Source organism: Ciceribacter sichuanensis, assembly GCF_024055605.1.
Classification (GTDB): domain Bacteria; phylum Pseudomonadota; class Alphaproteobacteria; order Rhizobiales; family Rhizobiaceae; genus Allorhizobium; species Allorhizobium sichuanense.
In genome coordinates, this window is record NZ_JAMXLX010000003.1 from 383,038 (window position 1) to 403,864 (window position 20,827).

The 20,827-nt window shown below is 61.3% G+C and carries 23 protein-coding genes and 1 pseudogene; 14 read left to right on the forward strand and 10 right to left on the reverse strand.

Going from position 1 to position 20,827, the window contains the following annotated elements; translation table 11 throughout:
* Positions 1-8: 8 nt before the first annotated feature.
* Entirely contained in the window at positions 9-1,190 is a 1,182-nt protein-coding gene (locus tag NBH21_RS12415) for a CobW family GTP-binding protein (RefSeq protein WP_250913404.1), read from the forward strand.
* Between the two features lie 13 nt (positions 1,191-1,203).
* Here NBH21_RS12415 and NBH21_RS12420 read toward each other — a convergent pair whose 3' ends face one another.
* From NBH21_RS12420 to NBH21_RS12440, 5 genes are all read right to left on the reverse strand, one after another.
* Positions 1,204-1,440, reverse strand: coding sequence for a sulfurtransferase TusA family protein (locus tag NBH21_RS12420; RefSeq protein WP_250913403.1), 237 nt, complete (start codon positions 1,438-1,440; stop codon positions 1,204-1,206).
* Positions 1,437-2,747, reverse strand: coding sequence for a L,D-transpeptidase family protein (locus NBH21_RS12425; RefSeq protein ID WP_250913402.1), 1,311 nt, complete (start codon positions 2,745-2,747; stop codon positions 1,437-1,439). Before NBH21_RS12425 ends, NBH21_RS12420 begins: the two co-directional genes overlap by 4 nt.
* A gap of 174 nt (positions 2,748-2,921) precedes the next feature.
* The gene (locus tag NBH21_RS12430; RefSeq protein WP_250913401.1) at positions 2,922-3,875 is read right to left on the reverse strand and encodes an acetyl-CoA carboxylase carboxyltransferase subunit alpha; all 954 of its coding nucleotides are present in this window, start codon (positions 3,873-3,875) and stop codon (positions 2,922-2,924) included.
* A 76-nt stretch (positions 3,876-3,951) separates the two neighbouring features.
* Complete coding sequence (gene xerD, locus NBH21_RS12435; RefSeq protein ID WP_250913400.1) at positions 3,952-4,893, reverse strand: site-specific tyrosine recombinase XerD; 942 nt, start codon at positions 4,891-4,893, stop codon at positions 3,952-3,954.
* A 15-nt stretch (positions 4,894-4,908) separates the two neighbouring features.
* On the reverse strand, positions 4,909-5,172 hold the full coding sequence (locus NBH21_RS12440) for a hypothetical protein (RefSeq protein WP_250913715.1): 264 nt from the start codon (positions 5,170-5,172) through the stop codon (positions 4,909-4,911).
* 37 nt (positions 5,173-5,209) lie between these two features.
* Between NBH21_RS12440 and NBH21_RS12445 the strand changes: the two genes are divergently transcribed.
* From NBH21_RS12445 to NBH21_RS12455, 3 genes and pseudogenes are all read left to right on the forward strand, one after another.
* Positions 5,210-5,806 carry a shikimate kinase gene (locus NBH21_RS12445; protein ID WP_250913399.1) on the forward strand — a complete coding sequence of 199 codons (597 nt, stop codon included), beginning with the start codon at positions 5,210-5,212 and terminating at the stop codon, positions 5,804-5,806.
* The gene (aroB, locus tag NBH21_RS12450; protein ID WP_250913398.1) at positions 5,799-6,926 is read left to right on the forward strand and encodes a 3-dehydroquinate synthase; all 1,128 of its coding nucleotides are present in this window, start codon (positions 5,799-5,801) and stop codon (positions 6,924-6,926) included. The genes NBH21_RS12445 and aroB overlap by 8 nt, the downstream gene beginning before the upstream one ends.
* Before the next feature lie 11 nt (positions 6,927-6,937).
* Positions 6,938-7,807 (forward strand): annotated as a pseudogene (locus tag NBH21_RS12455) (HlyC/CorC family transporter); the annotation flags it as partial.
* Positions 7,808-7,874: 67 nt separating this feature from the next.
* Here the strand turns inward: NBH21_RS12455 and NBH21_RS12460 are convergent.
* Positions 7,875-8,156 carry a BolA family protein gene (locus NBH21_RS12460; RefSeq protein ID WP_250913397.1) on the reverse strand — a complete coding sequence of 94 codons (282 nt, stop codon included), beginning with the start codon at positions 8,154-8,156 and terminating at the stop codon, positions 7,875-7,877.
* Positions 8,157-8,263: 107 nt separating this feature from the next.
* Between NBH21_RS12460 and NBH21_RS12465 the strand changes: the two genes are divergently transcribed.
* The 4 genes from NBH21_RS12465 (at position 8,264) to NBH21_RS12480 (ending at position 12,909) form a co-directional block, all read left to right on the forward strand.
* Positions 8,264-8,890, forward strand: coding sequence for a J domain-containing protein (locus NBH21_RS12465; protein WP_250913696.1), 627 nt, complete (start codon positions 8,264-8,266; stop codon positions 8,888-8,890).
* Positions 8,891-8,956: 66 nt separating this feature from the next.
* Positions 8,957-9,949, forward strand: a complete 993-nt coding sequence (cobS, locus tag NBH21_RS12470) for a cobaltochelatase subunit CobS (protein WP_250913396.1) — start codon at positions 8,957-8,959, stop codon at positions 9,947-9,949.
* A 13-nt stretch (positions 9,950-9,962) separates the two neighbouring features.
* Positions 9,963-11,867 (forward strand): cobaltochelatase subunit CobT, encoded by a 1,905-nt coding sequence (gene cobT, locus NBH21_RS12475; RefSeq protein ID WP_250913395.1) that lies wholly within the window; start codon positions 9,963-9,965, stop codon positions 11,865-11,867.
* Between the two features lie 4 nt (positions 11,868-11,871).
* Positions 11,872-12,909, forward strand: coding sequence for an esterase-like activity of phytase family protein (locus tag NBH21_RS12480; protein ID WP_425340409.1), 1,038 nt, complete (start codon positions 11,872-11,874; stop codon positions 12,907-12,909).
* 31 nt (positions 12,910-12,940) lie between these two features.
* On the opposite strand, the gene NBH21_RS12485 is transcribed toward NBH21_RS12480, so the two are convergent.
* Both NBH21_RS12485 and rpmB read right to left on the reverse strand, forming a co-directional pair.
* A complete protein-coding gene (locus tag NBH21_RS12485; RefSeq protein ID WP_250913393.1) occupies positions 12,941-13,576 on the reverse strand; it encodes a queuosine precursor transporter in 636 nt (211 codons plus the stop codon).
* Between the two features lie 102 nt (positions 13,577-13,678).
* The gene (gene rpmB / locus NBH21_RS12490; RefSeq protein ID WP_099059485.1) at positions 13,679-13,969 is read right to left on the reverse strand and encodes a 50S ribosomal protein L28; all 291 of its coding nucleotides are present in this window, start codon (positions 13,967-13,969) and stop codon (positions 13,679-13,681) included.
* Between the two features lie 242 nt (positions 13,970-14,211).
* On the opposite strand from rpmB, the gene NBH21_RS12495 reads away from it, so the two are divergent.
* From NBH21_RS12495 to NBH21_RS12505, 3 genes are read left to right on the forward strand one after another with little or no spacing between them, the layout of a single operon-like run.
* A complete protein-coding gene (locus NBH21_RS12495) occupies positions 14,212-14,976 on the forward strand; it encodes a DUF3108 domain-containing protein (RefSeq protein ID WP_250913392.1) in 765 nt (254 codons plus the stop codon).
* A gap of 39 nt (positions 14,977-15,015) precedes the next feature.
* Positions 15,016-15,903 carry an aromatic amino acid exporter YddG gene (yddG, locus tag NBH21_RS12500; RefSeq protein ID WP_250913391.1) on the forward strand — a complete coding sequence of 296 codons (888 nt, stop codon included), beginning with the start codon at positions 15,016-15,018 and terminating at the stop codon, positions 15,901-15,903.
* 30 nt (positions 15,904-15,933) lie between these two features.
* Positions 15,934-16,560 carry a lysoplasmalogenase family protein gene (locus NBH21_RS12505; protein WP_250913390.1) on the forward strand — a complete coding sequence of 209 codons (627 nt, stop codon included), beginning with the start codon at positions 15,934-15,936 and terminating at the stop codon, positions 16,558-16,560.
* A gap of 8 nt (positions 16,561-16,568) precedes the next feature.
* Here NBH21_RS12505 and NBH21_RS12510 read toward each other — a convergent pair whose 3' ends face one another.
* Together NBH21_RS12510 and gloB are read right to left on the reverse strand one after the other, a co-directional pair.
* Positions 16,569-16,994, reverse strand: coding sequence for a cupin domain-containing protein (locus tag NBH21_RS12510; RefSeq protein WP_250913389.1), 426 nt, complete (start codon positions 16,992-16,994; stop codon positions 16,569-16,571).
* Positions 16,994-17,764 (reverse strand): hydroxyacylglutathione hydrolase, encoded by a 771-nt coding sequence (gloB, locus tag NBH21_RS12515; protein ID WP_250913388.1) that lies wholly within the window; start codon positions 17,762-17,764, stop codon positions 16,994-16,996. Before gloB ends, NBH21_RS12510 begins: the two co-directional genes overlap by 1 nt.
* Positions 17,765-17,848: 84 nt before the next feature.
* Here gloB and NBH21_RS12520 point away from each other — a divergent pair, with 84 nt between their 5' ends.
* The 3 genes from NBH21_RS12520 to NBH21_RS12530 all read left to right on the forward strand — a co-directional run bounded on the left by NBH21_RS12520 (position 17,849) and on the right by NBH21_RS12530 (position 20,744).
* Positions 17,849-18,598, forward strand: coding sequence for a class I SAM-dependent methyltransferase (locus NBH21_RS12520; protein ID WP_250913387.1), 750 nt, complete (start codon positions 17,849-17,851; stop codon positions 18,596-18,598).
* Between the two features lie 113 nt (positions 18,599-18,711).
* Positions 18,712-19,815 carry a histidinol-phosphate transaminase gene (gene hisC, locus NBH21_RS12525; RefSeq protein ID WP_250913386.1) on the forward strand — a complete coding sequence of 368 codons (1,104 nt, stop codon included), beginning with the start codon at positions 18,712-18,714 and terminating at the stop codon, positions 19,813-19,815.
* Positions 19,815-20,744: a prephenate/arogenate dehydrogenase family protein gene (locus NBH21_RS12530; RefSeq protein WP_250913385.1), complete on the forward strand. Its 930-nt coding sequence runs from the start codon at positions 19,815-19,817 to the stop codon at positions 20,742-20,744. The genes hisC and NBH21_RS12530 overlap by 1 nt, the downstream gene beginning before the upstream one ends.
* The last annotated feature ends 83 nt before the right edge of the window (positions 20,745-20,827 follow it).

Genomic DNA, 20,827 nt, shown 5'->3' on the forward strand with positions numbered 1-20,827 from the left:
GAGATACCATGTCATCTGTAAAGGGCCGTATCCCGGTCTCGATCATTACCGGCTTCCTCGGTGCCGGAAAGTCGACGCTCCTCAACCGGATCCTCAAGGATCCCGCAATGAAGGATGCTGCCGTCATCATCAACGAGTTCGGCGAGGTCGGGATCGACCATATGCTGGTCGAGGCGTCGAACGATTCGGTCATCGAGCTTGCGGATGGATGCCTTTGCTGCACGGTGCGCGGCGAACTGGTCGAGACGCTTGCCATGCTGATCGACGGCATGCAGACCGGAAAACTGAAGCCGATTTCAAGGGTCGTGATCGAGACGACCGGTCTTGCCGATCCGGCACCGGTCATGCAATCGGTCATGGGACATCCGGCGATCAGCCAGCATTTCGATCTCGATGGCGTGATAACCGTCGTCGATGCGGTCAATGGCCTGAAAACGCTGGAAGGTTTCTCCGAAGCCCTGCGGCAGGCGGCCGTCGCCGACCGGCTGATCCTGACGAAAAAGACGCTTGCAGATGAGGCGACAATCGACGCGCTCGCCGTTCGGCTACGAGAACTCAATCCTCGCGCCGTTATTACCGATGGCGATAGCGAGGGAGCCGGAGAGGCTGCCGTTCTCGTCAACGGACTCTACGATCCGGCGACGAAGATCGCCGATGTCGATCGCTGGCTGAGGGACGAAATCGCGGCGGAGCATAACCACGGCCACGACCATCACGACGATGAGCACCACGGTCACGAACACCATCATGACCATGGGCATCACCATGATCATGCGACGCATCACCATCACCACCACGATGTGAACAGGCACGGAAATGACATCCGGTCCTATTCTATCATCCATGACAAGCCGATCGATCCGATGGCGCTGGAGATGTTTCTCGACATTCTCCGTTCGACCCATGGAGAGAAGCTCTTACGCATGAAGGCGGTGGTGGCGCTGACCGACCGACCGGACCGTCCGGTCGTGCTGCACGGGGTGCAGTCGATTTTCCACCAGCCGGTCCGCCTGCCGGCATGGCCCGACCCGTCCGACCAGCGCACGCGTCTGGTGCTGATCACCAAGGATCTTCCGGAAACCTACGTGCGGGAACTGTTCGATGCGTTTACCGGACGCCCCGCGATCGACCGGCCGGACAGGGCCGCGCTGGAGGACAATCCGCTGGCCATTCCGGGCCTGAAGATCTGAGCGCTGGCGGGCTTCAGCGTTCCCCGCCCTTGCGGATCAGGAAGCGGTGGCCAGTGTCGATCTTGATGCTTTCCAGCAGGTCGTGTCCGTCTTCGTGGCAGAAGTGGGGAATGTCGATCACGGCCAGAGGGTCGGTGGTCTCGATGGCGAGTTCAGTGCCGGCGGCCAAATCGGCCATCCGGCGACGGGTCTTGAGGACCGGCAGGGGGCATTTCAGCCCCTTGAGGTCATAGACCACGGGTTCGCTCATTGCGTTTGCCAGAACTTCCAGAACGGCTTCTTTTCAGCCTGAGCGGTTTCCTGTGCCGGCGCGGTGGCGTCCGTTGCCGTGTCCGCTGTCGCGGTCAGCGGATTGGGCTGCGGCACGGGAACGGCGGCCGGGGTGCCCTGTGGTGCGGTTGTAGTGCCAGAAGCAGCAGCGCCAACTGCCGCAGCGGTCTGCTGCGGGGGCTGCGCCGCTGGGGCGGGCGTGCTCTGGTTCGGCTTTGCCGCCGCCATGCGGGCAATCGCAGCCGGCGCCGATGTCGGCGCTGCGGACTGCGCTGTCTGTATTTTCTCGGCATCCTCGAGAGATACGAGTTTGCCGGCCTTCAGTGCGGAGCCGGTCGGCGCATAGGCGAGGTCGTGACCCTTGCGCTGGTCGGCGACGATCGCCTTGCGCTCGGCTTCGGTCGGATCGTACCAGACCTTGTCGCCTAGCTTCTTCAGCGCCTTGTCATAGGCCATCTGATAGGTCTTGTTGTAGGAATTGAGCGCCATCTCAAGCGCTGGCGGCGTCGACATGGGGGGGCAGGCTGCACCGGCGTTCATGCCCTTACCGCCTTCTACCTGCTGGTTGAAGACGTATTTCTTGCCGCAGACGGCGACCTCGGGGGGACGCTTGGTCACCTCGAAATTATCGTAGCCGGCTTTCAGCATCTGCCAGAATTCGAAATGCGGGCTGGCGCGATGGCGCGCCATGTTTTCCGCAGTCATGCGGAAGGGGAAGGCCTGCAGCTGGATGGTCTGCTGGCCGCCCTTGAAGGCGTCGCGGGCGAAGGCATAGATCTCGAGGATCTGTTCGTCCGTCATCGAATAGCAGCCGGCGGACGAGCAGGCGCCATGGATCATCAGGTTGGTGCCGTTACGGCCATTGGCGGAATCGTAACGGTTGGGAAAGCCGGTGTTGATGGCGAGGTAATACTTGGAATTCGGATTGAGATGCTGGGGCGAGAGTGGATAGAAGCCTTCCGGCGCCTGCCGGTCGCCTTCCTTGATCTTCGGCCCGAGCCTGCCCGACCATGCGCAGATCGCATATTCCTTGATCTTTTCGAAACGGTTGTCCGTCTTCGCTTTCCAGATCTCGAGAACGCCCTCTTCCTTGAAGATCCGGATCGCGATCGGCGAATTGCGTTCCATGCCCTTCGCCTGCATGTCCGCAAGGATCTTGGGCGACAGGGGATGATCGACCTTGTCCTTGACCTGGGACAGATCGACGGTTTCAAGCGTTTCGTTGACTGTGCAACCTGCCAGCAGTGCGGCCATGGTCAAAACGAGGACAGACGATTTCCAACGCATTCCGGACGGCTCATCTCGAAAAAAGATACAAGTGCTTTCGTCGGAAAGCGCCATGCTGCCAATTTATGGTTTCAATCTTTACAAATCATAAACCAAAGGCGCCTGTCCGACCAGTATAAGGCCGCCGATACCGCTGCAAAGCAGCAGCATTGTGGCCGATCTGCACTACAGGCCTCAGAGATTGCGCCCGATATTGAGGAATTTCTGACGCCGGTCGTTGCGCAGCTTTTCTCCCGGCTGGCCCGAAAGCTCGGCAAGAGCGCCCGCGATGACATCGCCGGCGGTGTCGATGACCCGCTGGGGATCGCGATGGCCGCCGCCGACCGGTTCTGGAATGATGCCGTCGATGACGCCGAGCGCCTTGAGGTCCTCGGCAGTGATCTTCATGTTGGTCGCCGCTTCCTTGGCGCGCGTGGAATCGCGCCAGAGGATGGAGGCGGCACCCTCCGGCGAAATGACCGAGTAGATCGCGTGTTCCAGCATGTAGACCCGGTTGCCGGTGGCAATGGCGATTGCGCCGCCCGAGCCGCCTTCGCCGATGACGACCGAGATGATCGGGACGTGCAGCGAAAGGCACATTTCCGTCGAGCGGGCGATGGCTTCCGCCTGGCCGCGCTCTTCGGCGCCGACGCCCGGGTATGCACCGGCGGTATCGATCAGGCTGACGACCGGCAGGCCGAAGCGGTCGGCCATTTCCATGATGCGGATGGCCTTGCGGTAGCCTTCCGGACGGGGGCTGCCGAAATTGTGCTTGAGGCGCGACTTGGTGTCGTTGCCCTTTTCCTGGCCGATCACCGCGACGGGTTGGCCACGGAAGCGGGCGAGGCCTGCCTGGATCGCGGCGTCCTCGGCAAACTTGCGGTCGCCGGCAAGCGGCGTGAATTCGGTGAACAGCCGAGCGGCGTAATCGACGAAGTGCGGACGCTGCGGATGGCGCGCGACCTGCGTCTTCTGCCAGGCGTTGAGCTTGGAATAGATCTCCACCATGGCCTCGCCGACGCGAGCCTCCAGTCGACCGATCTCCTCGGAGGTGTCGATGCTCTGGTCTTCCTCGGCAAGTTTCTTCAACTCGTGGATCTTTGCCTCGAGGTCGGAGATTGGCTTTTCGAAGTCGAGATAGTTGTGCATGAAATCCGTTCCGATCTTTCTGCCCTGGCCATTCTTACGCCTGGCGCTGGCATTGCCAGTCTGGAGAGCCGAGGCTCTAATCGTGGTTTTTGGCCTGTTTTGCAAGGGGGTGATGTGTCTGGACCAGCTTCTGCAGCCTTTCATCCAGCACATGCGTGTAGATTTGTGTGGTGGAAATGTCGCTGTGACCCAGCAATTCCTGCACGACACGCAGGTCTGCGCCGTTCTGCAGGAGGTGGCTGGCAAAGGCATGGCGCAGCACATGGGGAGAAATGGCTGACGCCCTCAAGCCGGCCCTGATCGCAAGATCCTTGAGGTCGCGGGCGAAAACCTGCCGGGGGAGATAGCCCTCCTTGCTCGCCGCGGGGAAAAGGAAGGGGCCGGTTTCTCCATCCGTTTCGGCGGCCAGCATCTCGCCATAGCGGGCGACCGCCGCGATCGCGGCCTTGGAAAGCGGCACCAGCCTTTCCTTGTTTCCCTTACCGCGGATCATCAGGAAACGGCCTTCCTGCGCCAGAACCTTGACCGGCAGGGCCACCAGTTCGCTGACGCGCATGCCTGTGGCGTAAAGCAGTTCCAGCAGGGCCAGCATGCGCAGCCGTGACAGGTGTCCGGGACCGACAAGGGCCGCTTCTCGCTCGGCAAGCGAAAGCAGCCGATTCACCTCGTCTTCGGAAAGTGTCTTGGGAAGAGGCCGCGATTTCTTCGGAGAGTCCAGAATGGCCGTCGGATCGTCGCCCCTCAAGCCCTCGGCGTACAGGAACTTGTAGAACTGCCGCATGGTGGAGAGACGGCGGGCCTGTGAGGTCGGCTCGTATCCCCTTTTGGCGAGATCCGAGAGATAGGCGGAAAGCGTCTGCTGGTCGGCCGCGTCGATACCGATCTTCCGGGAGGAGAGAAAGTCGTGGAGGTCGTCGAGATCGCGCTCGTAGGATGATAGCGTGTTGGCGGCGGCTCCGCGCTCCGCGCTCATCATCTCCAGGAAGGCCTCCATGCGGGCCTGGCTCAAATCGGACAAGATGGCCTCCGCTGGTTATTGTACGGGCGGATTGACCCGCTCGGAAGGGATGCGAACGGTGACATCCCGTTCCCGGGGTTCGACGAATACCACCAGAGACCACATTATGCCGTAGACGATCGCGACGGCAGTGGCGCAGAAGAAAGCGAAACGGAACAAGGTAGGCATGGCATCGTCCTTGGGGCAGGCCGAAAGCTGATATGACGACGCATCCTGCGCATTGCAAGGCGCGCGGCCATCGCTTTCCTTCATGCGTATGGCTTGACGCTTGCCCTGCATTTGTAAATACCGTGTTAAAACACTTGCGAACAGGCCGATGACCGATACGATTTTTCCCGATGTCCCGACTTTGGGCGAGCGTGCCCGGGCCGCGCTGGGGCGCCGCAATCTCGTTTTCGTCGGATTGATGGGCGCTGGAAAATCCGCGATCGGCCGCATGGTCGCGGGGCAGCTTGGCCTGCCCTTCGTCGATACCGACGTGGAAATCGAGCGTGTGTCGCGCATGACGATCAGCGAGCTTTTCGCCGCTTATGGCGAAGACGAGTTCCGTGCGCTTGAGACGCGCGTGATCAAGCGCCTGCTGAAATCCGGCCCGCGCGTGGTTTCCACCGGCGGCGGCGCCTTCATCAATGAAAAGACCCGCAGACAGATCGAGAAGGGTGGTATTTCGCTCTGGCTCAATGCCGATCTCGACGTGTTATGGGAAAGGGTCAACAAGCGCGATCACCGGCCTCTTCTCAAGACGGAAAATCCGAAGAAGACGCTGGAGGACCTGATGCAGAAGCGCTACCCGGTCTATGCGCTGGCCGACATCTCCGTCGTGTCGCGCGACGTGCGCAAGGAGATCATCGCCAACGAGGTTCTGGCGTCGATCATCGACCATACCGCAAAGGCAGAAAGCAAGAATGACTAGTTCAGACAATATCGAACGGTTGGTGCATGTTCCGCTAGGCGAGCGCGCTTATGACATACTGATCGGACCCGGCCTGATCGGCCGGGCCGGCGGCGAGATATCGACGCGAATCAAGGGGCGGAAGGCGGCGATCGTCACTGACGAACACGTCGGCGCACTCTATCTCGATCCGCTGATGGACAGTCTGCAGACCGATGGTATCGAAGCCGTGTCCATCAGTCTGCCGCCGGGAGAGAAGACCAAGAGCTTCGATAGCCTCACCAAGGTTTGCGACGTGCTGCTGGAGGCGCGGATCGAGCGTAACGATACCGTTATCGCGCTCGGCGGCGGCGTGATCGGGGACCTCACCGGTTTCGCTGCGGGGATCGTCCGGCGCGGTGTGCGCTTCGTGCAGATCCCGACATCGCTCCTGTCGCAGGTCGACAGCTCCGTCGGCGGCAAGACCGGGATCAACACCCGCCATGGCAAGAACCTCGTCGGCATCTTCAATCAGCCCGACCTCGTGCTGGCCGATACCGATGCGCTGAATACGCTGAGCGAGCGAGAATTCCGCGCCGGCTATGCCGAAGTCGCCAAATACGGCCTGATCGATAAGCCGGACTTCTTCGAATGGCTCGAAAACAACTGGAAGGAAGTCTTTTCCGGCGGTGCTGCCCGCATCGAGGCGATCGCCACGAGTTGTCAGGCCAAAGCCGACGTCGTCGTGGCGGACGAGCGGGAGAATGGTCGCCGGGCGCTTCTGAACCTCGGCCATACCTTCGGCCATGCGCTGGAAGCTGCAACCGAATACGACAGCCGCCGCCTCGTGCATGGCGAGGGCGTCTCGATCGGCATGGTGCTGGCGCACCAGTTCTCCGCGCGGCTCAATCTGGCGAGCCCGGATGATGCCGGGCGTGTCGAGGCCCATCTCAAGGCGGTTGGCCTGCCGACCCGGATCGACGAGATTCCGGGCGAGCTGCCATCGACCGAATTCCTGATGGACGCCATCGCGCAGGACAAGAAGGTCAAGGGCGGCAAGCTCACCTTCATCCTGACCCGCGGCATCGGCCAGTCCTTCGTCGCCGACGATGTGCCTGCCTCCGAGGTGGTCAGTTTCCTGGAGGAAAAGCGCAAGAAATGACCTCGGGAAATGGCCTGCTGTCGCGCGCTGTCAATGCGCTGATCCGCAGCCTCCTGCGTGCCACCGGTGCGCGCCTTTCTGAAGAGACACTGACGCTCGCCACTTCCGACGAGCTTCATGCGGCGATTCAGCTCGTTCATCGAGAAGCCTCTTCCGACAGGCCGGAGCGCGACCGGCTGAGCGGTCTTTTCGAGCTTGAGGAACTTGAGGTTTCCGACGTTATGCGGCATCGCACGGCCATGCGGGGCGTCAATGTAGACGATCCGCCGGAGGTCGCTGTTCGGGCGGTGCTGGAAAGTCCTTATACGCGCATGCCGCTCTGGAGGGGTTCGACGGAAAACATCGTCGGCGTGGTGCATGCCAAGGACCTGTTGCGCGCACTGGCCGAACCCGGCGTCGAACCGGACAAGCTGGACATTACCAAGGTTGCGCAGAAACCCTGGTTCGTGCCCGACACCACCAGTCTCCGGGATCAGCTCGGAGCCTTCCTGCGGCGCAAGATGCATTTCGCCGTGGTCGTCGACGAATATGGCGAAGTGCAGGGTGTGGTGACGCTCGAGGATATTCTCGAGGAGATCGTCGGCGACATTGCCGATGAACACGATCTGGAGATCCAGGGAGTTCAGCAGGAGGCGGACGGTTCGATCGTGGTGGATGGCTCCGTACCGATCCGGGACCTCAACCGCGTGCTCGACTGGAGCCTGCCGGACGAGGAGGCGACGACAATCGCCGGCCTCGTCATCCACGAATCAAAATCCATCCCGGAAGAGCGTCAGGCGTTTACGTTTCACGGCAAGCGCTTCATCGTCATGAAACGCGAGAAGAACCGCCTGACCAAGCTCAGGATTCGCCCGGTTGAGGGCATCGAGAGACCGGAATAACGCTTGAAATCGACCCGTTGCGGAACCATCTGAGACTGGTTCCCACGGATAACGGATCGTTTGGCGGTTACCAGCGGGTTTCCTCACCCGGCGCGGCTGGTTCTATTGCCAGCGCATGCAGGCCTGCATCGAGTTCCGGCTTGAGTAGCGCTGTAATCGCCCGGTGCCGGGCAAGCCTCGTCATGCCTTTAAATTCGGCGGCCACGATCCTCACCCGCATGTGGGTTTCGCCCGTGCCCGTGATGTCAGGCTGATGGCCGGCATGCTGGGCGCTCTCGTCGATCACCAGGAGCCGTTCCGGCGAAAAGGCCGCGCGCAGTTTCGCCTCAATTGTGGTGCGTATGGCCATGCTTTCCCAATCTGCTTCGGCAGCCCTCGAAAAAGCCCCCACAAAGCTCCGAACATTCGCGTTTGTCAATTCTTGTCGTCATTTGCCGGAGGCAGCATAATCACCGGATGAAACTCGATTCAAAATATTTCGATCGGATCCGGACGCAGCGGAAAAAAGCGCCGGAAGCCGAGCCCGCACCTGCGACTTGTCAGTGGGACGGCTGCGACAAGCCGGGCGCGCATCGCGCGCCTGTCGGTCGCAATGCCGAGGGCCAGTTCTTTCTGTTCTGCTTCGAGCACGTGAAGGAATACAACAAGGGCTACAATTATTTCTCCGGCCTCTCGGACGGGGAAATCGCTCGCTACCAGAAGGAAGCGATCACCGGGCACCGTCCGACCTGGACGGTCGGCGTCAACAAGGCTGCGCGCGCAAGCCCGCTGCATTCGACCGCGCGGTCGGGTTCGGCTGCTTCGCAAGCGCGTATGAAGGACCCTTTCGGCTTCGTGCAGCAGAGCCGCGGCAATGGGCCGCGCTTGCAGCCGCAGTTGCGTAAACTGAAGAGTCTGGAGGCCAAAGCCTTCGATACGATGGGGCTTCCCGGCAATTCCTCGCCGGCGGAGATCAAGAGCCGCTACAAGGAGCTTGTAAAAAAACACCATCCTGACGCAAATGGCGGAGACCGGGGCTCGGAAGAGCGCTTTCGCGCTGTCATTCAGGCGTACCAATTGTTAAAGCAGGCTGGTTTCTGTTAATCCGAAGCTTGGCAAGAAGTTTCATTTTTATGCGGCCGGGTCCGGGGCGTCCGGCATGGAGACACGATGAGCAAAATTGAACTTGATATTACCAATCTCCCCGACACGACTGTGTCGGTCCGCGAAGTCTTCGGCATCGATACCGACCTGCGCGTGCCGGCCTACAGCAAGGGAGATGCCTATGTGCCGGATCTCGACCCCGACTATCTCTTCGACCGCGAGACGACGCTCGCGATTCTTGCAGGCTTTGCCCATAACCGCCGCGTCATGGTTTCCGGTTTCCACGGTACCGGCAAGTCGACCCACATCGAGCAGGTCGCAGCCCGGCTGAACTGGCCTTGCGTGCGCGTCAACCTCGACAGCCATGTCAGCCGTATCGACCTCGTCGGCAAGGACGCCATCGTCCTCAAGGAAGGCAAGCAGATCACCGAATTCAAGGACGGTATTCTGCCCTGGGCCTACCAGCACAATGTCGCGCTCGTGTTCGACGAATACGATGCCGGCCGTCCGGACGTCATGTTCGTCATCCAGCGCGTGCTGGAATCCTCCGGCCGCCTGACGCTCCTTGACCAGAGCCGCGTCATCCGTCCTCACCCCGCTTTCCGCCTGTTTGCGACCGCCAACACGGTCGGTCTCGGCGATACCACCGGTCTCTACCACGGCACGCAGCAGATCAATCAGGCGCAGATGGACCGCTGGTCCATCGTCACCACGCTGAACTACCTGCCGCACGACAAGGAAGTCGATATCGTTCTCGCCAAGGTGAAGAGCTTTGCGGGCAACGACGCCGGCCGCGACACGGTTTCGCGCATGGTTCGGCTTGCTGATCTCACGCGTGCTGCTTTCATGAACGGCGATCTTTCGACTGTCATGAGCCCGCGTACCGTCATCACCTGGGCGGAAAACGCCGTGATCTTCGGTGATGTCGCCTTCGCCTTCCGCGTGACCTTCCTCAACAAGTGTGACGAACTCGAGCGTACGCTGGTGGCCGAACAGTACCAGCGCGCCTTCGGTGTCGAACTCAAGGAGAGCGCCGCCAACATCGTTGTAGGCGCGTAAGAAGGCGATCGGAATGGCAGGTCGCGGCGACAATGTGAATGCGAAGCCCGGCATGGGCGTTGATACCGAGCCGATGCGGCGGGCGATAACCGGCTGCGTGCGGTCGGTTGCCGGCAGTGCGGAAGTCGAGGTGGTGTTCGCCAACGAGCGACCAGGCCTCGCCGGCGAGCGCGTGCGCCTGCCGGAACTCTCCAAGCGGCCGACGGCCCATGAGCTCGCCGTGACCCGAGGTCTCGGCGATTCCATGGCGCTTCGCATCGCCTGCCACGACCAGAAGGTCCATGCCGTCATGGCGCCGCAGGGTACGGATGCCCGTGCCGTCTTCGACGCCGTTGAACAGGCGCGCGTGGAATCCATCGGTGCGCTCAGGATGAGTGGCATGGCTGCTAACATGAGCGCCATGCATGCGGAGAAATACGCCAAGGCGAATTTCTCCGGTATCAGCCGGCAGGAGGACGCTCCGATTCAGGAGGCCGTTGCCATGCTGGTGCGCGAGAAACTGACGGGCGAAAAGCCGCCCGCCAGCGCCGGCAAGGTTCTCGATCTCTGGCGCCCCTTCATCATGGAGAAGGCGGGCTCCAGCCTCGATCAGCTCAACGGGACGATCAACGACCAGCAGGCCTTCGCCAAGGTCGTCCGTCACATGCTCTCGGCCATGGAAATGGCGGAGGATGTGGGCGAGGATCAGGAGGAGGGCGAGGACGACCAGTCCACGGACGAGGATCAGCCGCGCAGCAACGAGGAAGAGCAGGAAAACGCCGAAGAGGAGGCCGGTTCCGAATCCGCTCCCGCCGAGGAAAGCGAAGCCTCGCAGGAACAGATGGAAGACGGCGAGATGGACGGCGCCGAAATCTCCGACGACGACATGTCGGATGAAGGCGACGACGATTCCGAGACACCCGGCGAAATGCGCCGTCCTGCAAGCCCCTTCGACGATTTCAACGAGAAGGTCGACTACCGGATCTACACGCAGGAGTTCGACGAGGTCATCACCGCGGAAGAGCTTTGCGACGAGGCCGAGCTCGACCGCCTCAGGGCCTTCCTCGACAAGCAGCTTGCGCATCTGCAGGGCGCCGTCGGGCGGCTGGCGAACCGGCTGCAGCGCCGCCTTATGGCACAGCAGAACCGTTCCTGGGATTTCGATCTGGAAGAAGGCTACCTCGACAGCGCCCGGCTCACCCGCCTGGTGATCGACCCGATGCAGCCGCTGTCCTTCAAGCGGGAGCGCGATACCAAGTTCCGCGACACCGTGGTGACGCTGGTCATCGACAATTCCGGCTCTATGCGCGGCCGGCCGATCACGGTTGCCGCGACCTGTGCCGACATTCTTGCCCGCACGCTCGAGCGCTGCGGCGTCAAGGTCGAAATCCTCGGCTTTACGACCAAGGCCTGGAAGGGCGGTCAGTCGAGGGAGAAGTGGCTGGCGAGCGCCAAGCCGCCGACACCCGGCCGTCTCAACGACCTGCGCCACATCGTGTACAAGTCGGCCGATGCGCCGTGGCGCCGCGCGCGCCGCAATCTCGGCCTGATGATGCGCGAAGGTCTCCTCAAGGAGAACATTGATGGCGAAGCCCTGATGTGGGCTCACAGCCGGCTGGCGGCACGGCAGGAGCAGCGCAAGATCCTCATGATGATTTCGGACGGTGCGCCGGTCGATGATTCGACGTTGTCAGTCAATCCGGGCAACTATCTGGAGCGGCACCTGCGAGCTGTGATCGAGCAGATAGAGACGCGTTCGCCGATCGAGCTTCTTGCCATCGGTATCGGTCATGATGTGACGCGTTACTATCGCAAGGCTGTCACCATTGTCGATGCCGACGAACTGGCGGGTGCGATGACCGAGCAGCTTGCGGCGCTTTTCGAGGATCAGAGCGAAGGCGGCGGCAAACGCGGCAGTCGCATGCGTCGTGCCGGCTGAAGGCGTGCGGGCCGGAAGAGTTCGGTCTGATAGTTCGCGGTGTGGCCGCCTGCTCGCGGCTGCACTGATCGGCATTTCTGTCGGTTGGGGTGATGTCGGCGCTGCGAGCGAGATCGTGGCCGCGCCTATCAATGCGACATCGATCGCCACATTCCGCCCCGGCTCGACCGATACGCGTTTCGGCTCGCTGGAGTTTCTCGGGGGGCTCGAGCTTTCGTCTTCCGAACGGCTTTTCGGAGCGTGGTCGTCGATCAGGCTGACCGATGGGGGCACGAAATTCATCGGCGTTCTCGATACCGGCCACTGGCTGACGGGTTCAATCAGCAGGGGCGCCGATGGCCGCCTTGCCGGTCTCGATGACGTGACCATTGCGCCGATGCTGGATGCCGCCGGCCGCAGTTCGGCGCCGAAGCGCACGGTCGATGCGGAAAGCCTCGCCTTGCGCGGTGACGAAGCCTTTGTCGGCTTCGAGCAGATACATCGTGTCACGGGTTACTCCCCGCTTTCGACCATAGAGACCTCGCGGCCTTTCCGTTTCGCCTTGCCCCTGCCGTTCCCTGTCGGCAGGCTGCGGAGCAATGGCGGTATTGAGACCCTTGCCGCAGCACCGCAGGACGGTCCCTTGAAGGGCGGGCTGGTGGCCATCGCCGAAAAGAGCCTGGACAGCGACGGCAATCTCTTTGCCGGTATTCTTGACGGCCCCCTGAAGGGTGGTTTCCGGATCGTGCCCTATGACGGCTTCGACGTGACCGACGGAGATTTTCTTCCGGATGGCGATCTGCTGTTGCTGGAGCGTCGCTTCACGATTGCCACGGGCGTTGCGATGCGGCTGCGCCGGATCGATGGATCGGGCCTCAAGCCCGGCGCCGTCGTCGATGGAGAGGTTATCCTCGAGGCCAATGGCTCATCGCAGATCGACAACATGGAAGGTCTGGATACCTTCGTCGCAGCGGACGGCTCGACGCATGTCATCCTTGTTTCGGATGACAATCATTCTATCCTGCAGCGGACGGTGATGCTGGAATTCCGGCTCGTCGAGTGACGAGCCGGCCGTTGTCTTCCGGCGTGAAAAGTCAGGCCGAGCGAGCAGGAATCGTCGGTTTCAGCATGCTCATCAGTGCTCCGTAGGGAAGGAGCATGATGAGGCCAACCAGTATCTTGACACTCAGATCGCCCAGAGCCCACGAAATCCAGCGCGGAGCCTCGGCGGAGAAGATGCCGAGGACCGGAGCCCATGCGACGGCGAAATCGTCATTGGGACCGATCATGGAGAAGACGGGGGCAAAGGACAGCGAGAAGAAGATCGCGGTATCAAGGGCGGAGCCGATGAGCGAACCCATCAGCGGCGCCTTCCACCAGTCGAGCCGGCGCAGGCGATTGAAGACGGAGATGTCGAGCAGCTGGCCGGCCAGATAGGCGGAGCCGGATGCGATCGCGATGCGAGGCTGGGAAGTGACGAAGGAAAGCACGACGCCCACCACGAAGCCCATGAACACCACTTTGCGGGCAGTCGAGGGGCCGAACTGGCGGTTGGTCAGGTCGGTGATCAGGAAGGCGACCGGATAGGTGAAGGCACCATAGGTCAGTAGATCGCCGAGATTGATGCCTGCGAGCTCGCCCGAGAGCGGGTACTGAACGAGAATGTTCGATGCGACTACGACGGCCGTCATCAGCAGGGAATAAACGAAAATAGCACGTGTCATCTGCATTTTTTTATCCTGGGTGATGCCACCAGTTGGAGGGACAAAGGAAAAGGCCTGCCGGGGACCCGATCAAGCCTTCATACCTTTATATCGATGTCGCGCGGAAGCTTATGCAGCTTCTGCGGTCTTCTTTGCGATCTGGCGACGCAGAAGGCGAGCGCGCATCGAAAGTTCGTTTTCGCTGGCCTTCAGGAGGAAGGCATCAAGGCCACCGCGATGTTCAACGGAGCGCAGAGCAGCAGCGGAAACGCGCAGGCGGAAACGCTGGCCAAGTGCATCCGAGATCAGCGTAACGTCGCACAGGTTCGGCAGGAACTTGCGCTTGGTCTTGTTGTTCGCGTGGCTCACATTGTTGCCCGACTGGACGCCCTTGCCGGTCAATTCGCAACTGCGGGACATGGTACACCTATTTTGTTCTTTGCCATTGCATCGCTTCCGGACAACAGCCGGACAAGCAATCCAACGGCGCTTGATTGGAAAGTTGCGGTTCTATAGTCAGACTGGCGGGCCGCGTCAAGCCAAAGCTTGGATTTTCCTTCATCGGCAGGCCATTTCCGCTATGTTCTTGCCACAGTCCGGTTGAAGGATGAAGCTCCAAACAGTTTCCGCAACAGGCATTTTCGAATTTGAGGGTCCCAATCTTGCGTTTCGCCAGCCTCGCATTTGCTCTTGCGGCGTCCTTTGCCACATCCGCTGCAGGGGAGGATATCAGTTATCGCACCGATTACAGTGTTTCCCTGGGTGCGCTGCCGATCGCCAAGGCTTCGTTCTTTACCGAGATCAACGATCAGAACTACAAGATTTCCGCTAATTTCCGCTCCTATGGCCTCGTCGACATCATTTCCAGAATCTCGGGCGAAAGCACCGTATCCGGCCAGTTGAGCGGCCAGCGCATGCGGGCGCAGCATTATCGTCTGGTCTATCAAGCCGGCAAGAAGACCAGCATCTACGACGTCAGCTACGATAACGGCAATGTGACGAAGACCACCGTCGATCCGCCGCCGAAGCCGCGGTCGGCGAACTGGATCCCCGTGACCGATGCCGATCTGAAATCCGTGTTCGACCCTATCTCCGGGCTGATCGTTCCCGATGGCGAAGCCGTTTGCCCCCGGACGCTGCCGATCTATGACGGCGAGAGCCGGATGGATATCGTCATGACGCCGAAGGGAACGCGCAGCTTCACCGCCGGTGACGTGGAAGGGGAGGCTGTCGTCTGCGGCATCCGCTACGTTCCGAAGTCCGGCTTTCGCAAGGGACGCAAGGATATCGAATATCTTCGCAGCGTGACCGGCATGGAAATCTGGTTTGCCAAGACGGCGCAGCTGAAGGTATATGCTCCGGTCTACGCGCGCGTGCCGACGCGCATGGGAACGCTGTATGTGACTGCCGTGAAATTCGACGGCTGAGGACGCGGGAAATCCTTTGTCCCGCATGGGGGGTAGAGGGTGAAGATCAGGGCGACGCTCATCGGGTTCACGGCCATTCTTATGTGGTCATTTCTGGCACTGCTGACGGCAGCCTCCGGCAAGATGCCGCCTTTTCAGCTTTCGGCGATCACCTTTGCAATCGGCAGTCTGCCGGGCATCATCACTTTCATTCTTCGGCCTGAACGTATCCGTGAGCTTCGGCAACCCGCCAAGGTCTGGCTCACCGGCGTCATCGGGCTGTTCGGCTACCACTTCCTCTATTTCACCGCCCTCAGGAACGCGCCAGCCGTCGAGGCCGGGCTGATCGCCTATCTCTGGCCGTTGCTGATCGTCGTCGGTTCGGCGCTGCTCCCGGGAGAGAAGCTGCGCTGGTATCATGTCTTTGGCGCACTGGCAGGGCTTTCCGGCACGGTGCTGATCGTTGCCAAGAACGGTATTTCCTTCGATCCCGCTTATGGCTTCGGCTATTTTGCCGCCTTCCTCTGCGCTTTCACATGGTCGGCCTATTCGCTGATCACGCGGCGTTTCGAGGCCGCATCGACGGATGTCGTGACGGGCTTCTGCCTTGCAACCTCGATCCTATCGATCGTTTGCCATCTGGGGCTGGAGACGACCGTGTGGCCGGAATCGGCTTCGCAATGGATCGCCGTGGTCGGGCTCGGCATCTTCCCTGTAGGCCTTGCCTTCTATGCCTGGGATTACGGCGTGAAAAACGGCGATATCCAGATCCTTGGAGCCTCGTCCTACGCGGCGCCGCTGCTCTCCACCTTGATCCTCACGCTCTTCGGTTTCGCCGAGCCGAGCCTCAGGATCGGGCTTGCCTGCCTGCTGATCACGGGTGGCGCGATGCTCGCTGCCCGGGACATGATCCGCCGACGTCAATCTACGGAAAGAGTGGAGGCTTGACGGTTTCGCGGCGCATGCCAAAGTAGCGGCATGACGATATTTTATCTCGCCGTGCTGTTAGGCCTTGCCTATTTCGCGATATTGCCGCGCCCGGAAAGTCATTTCCGGACGCTGGCGAAGACATTGCCGATCATTCTTCTGTGCGTTTTCGCCGCTCTCTCCGGCGCATGGTGGCCGGTTATCGTGGCGCTGGGCCTGAGCGCCATCGGTGACGCGCTGATCTCCCGCAGCGGCGAGCTTGCCTTCAAGCTCGGCCTCCAGGTCTTTCTGACCGTGCTGCTGATCTATGCCGCGATCTTCTATCTGACCGGCGATCTCGACATTCTGACGGCCGCGCCGTGGCGCTGGCTGGTGGCAGTCGTACTTGTCGTTTTCGGCGCTTTCCTGCTGCGTATCCTCTGGAAACCGACCGGGCCGCTGGCGCCTGCCATTGCCTCCTATATCGCCGCCATGCTGGTGATGGGGCTGATGTCGCTGACGATGCCGTCGCCCCTCGTCTTCGTCGGCGCGGTCGCCTTCCTGACTTCGGACGCACTCATTGCGCTCGAAAGCTTCCTGCTGAAGGATGAGGGGCAGAAGAAGATTGCAAGCTATGCAGTGTGGGCTTTCTATTTCTTCGCCCAGTGCATCCTGACGCTTTCGCTCGTAAGCCTGTAGTCGGTCGATCACGCGCCGGCGGGTTTCCAGTCCGACGGGGCCATCTCGAAGGACGAGTATTCGAAGCCGGGTGCGACGGTGCAGCCGACGAGGGTGAAGTCGCCGAGGCTTTCGGCGGCCTGCCAGCCGCCGGCAGGAATGATGGCCTGTGGCCTTTCACCCTTGGCGAGATCCGGGCCGAGCACGATGGTTTCGACCTCATCTCCATCCGGGGAGGAGTGGAGCGCCAGCGGTGCCCCGGCGTAATAGTGCCAGACCTCGACTGCATCCCTGACCCGATGCCAGTGGGATCGTTCACCTGCCTCAAGCAGATAGTAGATGGCGGTCGAATGGCCGCGCGGCGCGCCCGCCGGATCGCGGTAGGTCTCCACGAACCAACCGCCTTCCGGATGCCGCTGCATGCCGAGCGTTTGGATGATATTTGCAGCCCGCATCAGAAATGATCCTTGCGCTTGCGGATCTCCGCAAAGACTTCCTCGTTGGTGCGTCCTTCCATCAGCAGGTTGCGGCGGATCGCGGGGTCGGCTGCCCTGAGGAAGGGGTTGGTTTCCTTCTCCAGTCCGATGGTCGTCGGAATGGTGAATTCGCCTTTCTGGCGCTTCTCCTCGATTTCCGCGGCGCGGGTCACCAGTCGCGCATTGTTTGGGTCGATGGTCAGTGCGAAACGGGCGTTGGAGAGCGTATATTCATGGCCGAAATAGACAGCCGTCTCGTCCGGCAGGGCGGCGAGTTTCTGCAGCGAATGCCACATGTCGAATGCCGGCCGTTCGAACAGGCGTCCGCATCCCAGCGCAAACAGCGTATCGGCGGCAAACAGGATCTTGCTGTCCGGAAGGTGGTAACAGACGTGTCCGGCGGTGTGGCCGGGCGTTTCGATGACCTGCACCGACCTAAGTCCGAAATTGAAGCTATCGCCGTCGCCGACGGCCCGGTCGAGCCCCGGAATGGCGACCGCTTCGTTGCGGGGGCCGATGATCTCGCAGCCGAAATGCTCCTTCAGAGCCAGGTTCGCCTCGACGTGGTCACCATGATGATGCGTGGTGAGGATATGGGTGATCGACCAGCCGCGCCGCCTTGCTGCGGCAAGGATCGGCGCCAGTTCTGGCGCGTCGATCGAGGCGGTGACGCCGGATTCCTCGCAATGGATGAGAACGCCGAAATTATCGCTTCGGCAGAGAAAGACTTCGATTTCGAGGGGTTTCATCAGGCCGCAGTCCCTTCCAGATTGTTCGCCGGAATGTAGCGTGTTCGGCCTTGAAGTCCAATCGCCGCCTGCTATCAATGAGCGATGCACGTCGATATCGTCGATCTCCGTCAGTTCTATCATTCCATGCTGGGGCGCGTGGCGGAGCATTCGATTGCCATGGCTCTTTCGTCGCTCTGGGCGCGTATGCCGGAGGAGCGATTGGTGGGGCTTGGCTATGCCGTTCCCTTTCTCGATCGCTTCCGGACCGACACCGAGCGGACCTTTGCCTTCATGCCGGCGGGGCAGGGGGCGGTGAACTGGCCGGTGGGAGAACCCTCTGCCACGGCGCTGGTGTTCGAGGAGGAGTTGCCGCTGCCGGATGCCTCGATCGACCGGGTGCTGATGGTGCATTCGCTGGAGTTTACGGAAAACCCGCGCGAGACGCTGAAGGAAATCTGGCGCATTCTCGCGCCGGGTGGCCGGCTTGTGATCGTGGTGCCGAACCGTCGCGGCGTCTGGGCACGGATGGAGCACACGCCGTTCGGGTCTGGGCGCCCTTATTCGCGCGGGCAGTTGACCACCCTGCTCAGGGAAACCAATTTCACGCCGGGCGCGAGCGCCGAGGCCCTGTTCTTTCCTCCGTCGAAGATCCGGGCGGTGCTGAGGCTTAGGAGCGGTTTCGAGCGTATCGGGCGCATACTGTGGCCTGCCTTCTCCGGCGTTATCGTCGTCGAGGCGCAGAAGCGGCTTTATCAGGGGCTGCCGGTTGCAGCGCGCGCCTCCCGCCGCGTTTTCGTGCCGGTCATCGCACCGCAAGGCATCCCCACCACCCGGCAGTCTGCGAAGCGCTGACACCTGCCGGGTTTTCCGCCTGAAGTCTCGACAAATCCGGCGTTCCGCTTTATTGGCATTCGCCAACAGGGCCGGGCGCTTGTCCGGATTTTTCGAGACAGAAAGCCAGTTTGATGAACATCGAAGTGAAGCCTACTCCGCGTCCGGGTATTCTCGACATTGCCGCCTATGTGCCGGGCAAGGAGCATGCGCCGGGTGTTGCCCGGGTCTTCAAGCTGTCCTCCAACGAGTCGCCGCTTGGGCCCAGCCCCAAGGCGATCGGTGCTTTCCAGCAGAGCGCCGGACATCTCGAAATGTATCCCGACGGGCAGGCGATGGCGCTTCGCGAGGCGATTGCCGACGTCCATGGCCTTAACGTCCACAATATCCTGTGCGGCAACGGCTCCGATGAACTTCTGGGCCTGCTCTGCCACGTCTATCTCGGCGCGGGCGACGAAGGCATCATCACCGAGCATGGCTTTCTGGTCTACAAGATCCAGATCAAGGCTGCGGGCGCCACCCCCGTCGTGGTGAAGGAAAAGGATTGCACCGTCGACGTCGACGCGATCCTCGCTGCCGTTACCGAGAAGACGAAGATCGTCTTCCTCGCCAATCCGGGCAACCCGACGGGCACCTACGTGCCGGCAAGCGAAATCCGCCGGCTGCATGCCGGGCTGTCGGGCAATGTCATTCTTGTGCTCGATTCCGCCTATGCCGAATATGTCCGCCGCAATGACTACCAGGCCGGAGTCGAGCTGGTGTCGGGCAACCGCAACGTCGTCATGACGCGTACTTTCTCCAAGGTTTACGGGCTTGCCGCGCTGCGTGTCGGCTGGGCTTATGGACCGGCTGAAATCCTCGATGCGCTCAATCGTGTGCGCGGTCCGTTCAACCTCAACGCTCCGGCCATCGCTGCGGGTGCTGCCGCGATCCGCGACCAGGAATTCGTCGGCAAGGCTGTCGAGCACAACCTCGTCTGGATCGAGAAGGTCACCGAGGCGCTGACCGGGCTCGGTCTCAAGGTAACGCCTTCGGTCGCCAACTTTGTTCTCGTGCATTTCCCGGATGTCGATGGCAAGCGCGCCGAGGAAGCCGATGCGTTCCTGACCAGCCGCGGTTACATCCTGCGAGCGGTGCGCGGTTACGGCTTTGCCAATTCGCTGCGCATGACGATCGGCAGTGCAGAGGCCAATATCGGTGTTATCGAAGCGCTCACCGAATTCATGGGTCGAGCCTGATGCCGGAAGCGATGTTCGACCGTATCGCGCTCATCGGCATCGGCCTTATCGGCTCGTCGATTGCCCGTGACGTTAAGGAACTCGGATTGGCCCGCGAGGTGGTGGTATCGACGCGCAGCGCCGATACGCTGAAGCGGGCCGAGGAACTGGAACTCGGCACGTCTTATTCGCTGTCGGCTGCCGACGCCGTCGAGGGCGCCGACCTCGTGATCGTCTCCGTACCTGTCGGGGCTTCCGAGGCGGTGGCGAAACAGATCGCTCCGTACCTGAAGCCGGGCGCCATCGTCACCGATGTCGGCTCCACCAAGGCTTCCGTCATCGCGCAGATGGCGCCGCATATGCCGGAGAACGTGCATTTCATTCCGGGCCATCCGCTGGCCGGAACGGAAAAATCCGGTCCCGATGCCGGTTTCATCGGCCTCTTCAAGGGGCGCTGGTGCATCTTCACGCCCCTGCCGGGAACGGATGCCGAGGCTCTGTCGCGGCTCAAGGCTTTCTGGGAAGCGCTCGGCTCCCGGGTGGACGAGATGGATCCGCAGCACCACGACAAGGTGCTGGCGATCGTTTCCCACCTGCCGCATATCATCGCCTACAACATCGTCGGCACCGCCGACGATCTTGAGACGGTTACCGAATCGGAAGTCATCAAATATTCGGCTTCTGGTTTCCGTGACTTCACCCGTCTGGCTGCCTCCGATCCGACCATGTGGCGTGACGTCTGCCTGCATAACAAGGATGCGATCCTTGAAATGCTTTCGCGGTTTTCGGAGGATCTGGCCTATCTGCAGCGGGCGATACGCTGGGGCGAGGGCGACAAGCTGTTCGAACTCTTCACCCGCACGCGCGCGGTTCGCCGCTCGATCATCGAGGCCGGTCAGGACGTCGACGTACCGGATTTCGGTCGCCACGCCCTCGACAAGAAGGTCTGATCCTCAGAACCTTGCCGGCGGGCGAATCTGAAAGATCGCGACACGCTCTATCTCTTTGTCTCCCCGCAATTCCGGACGCAAAA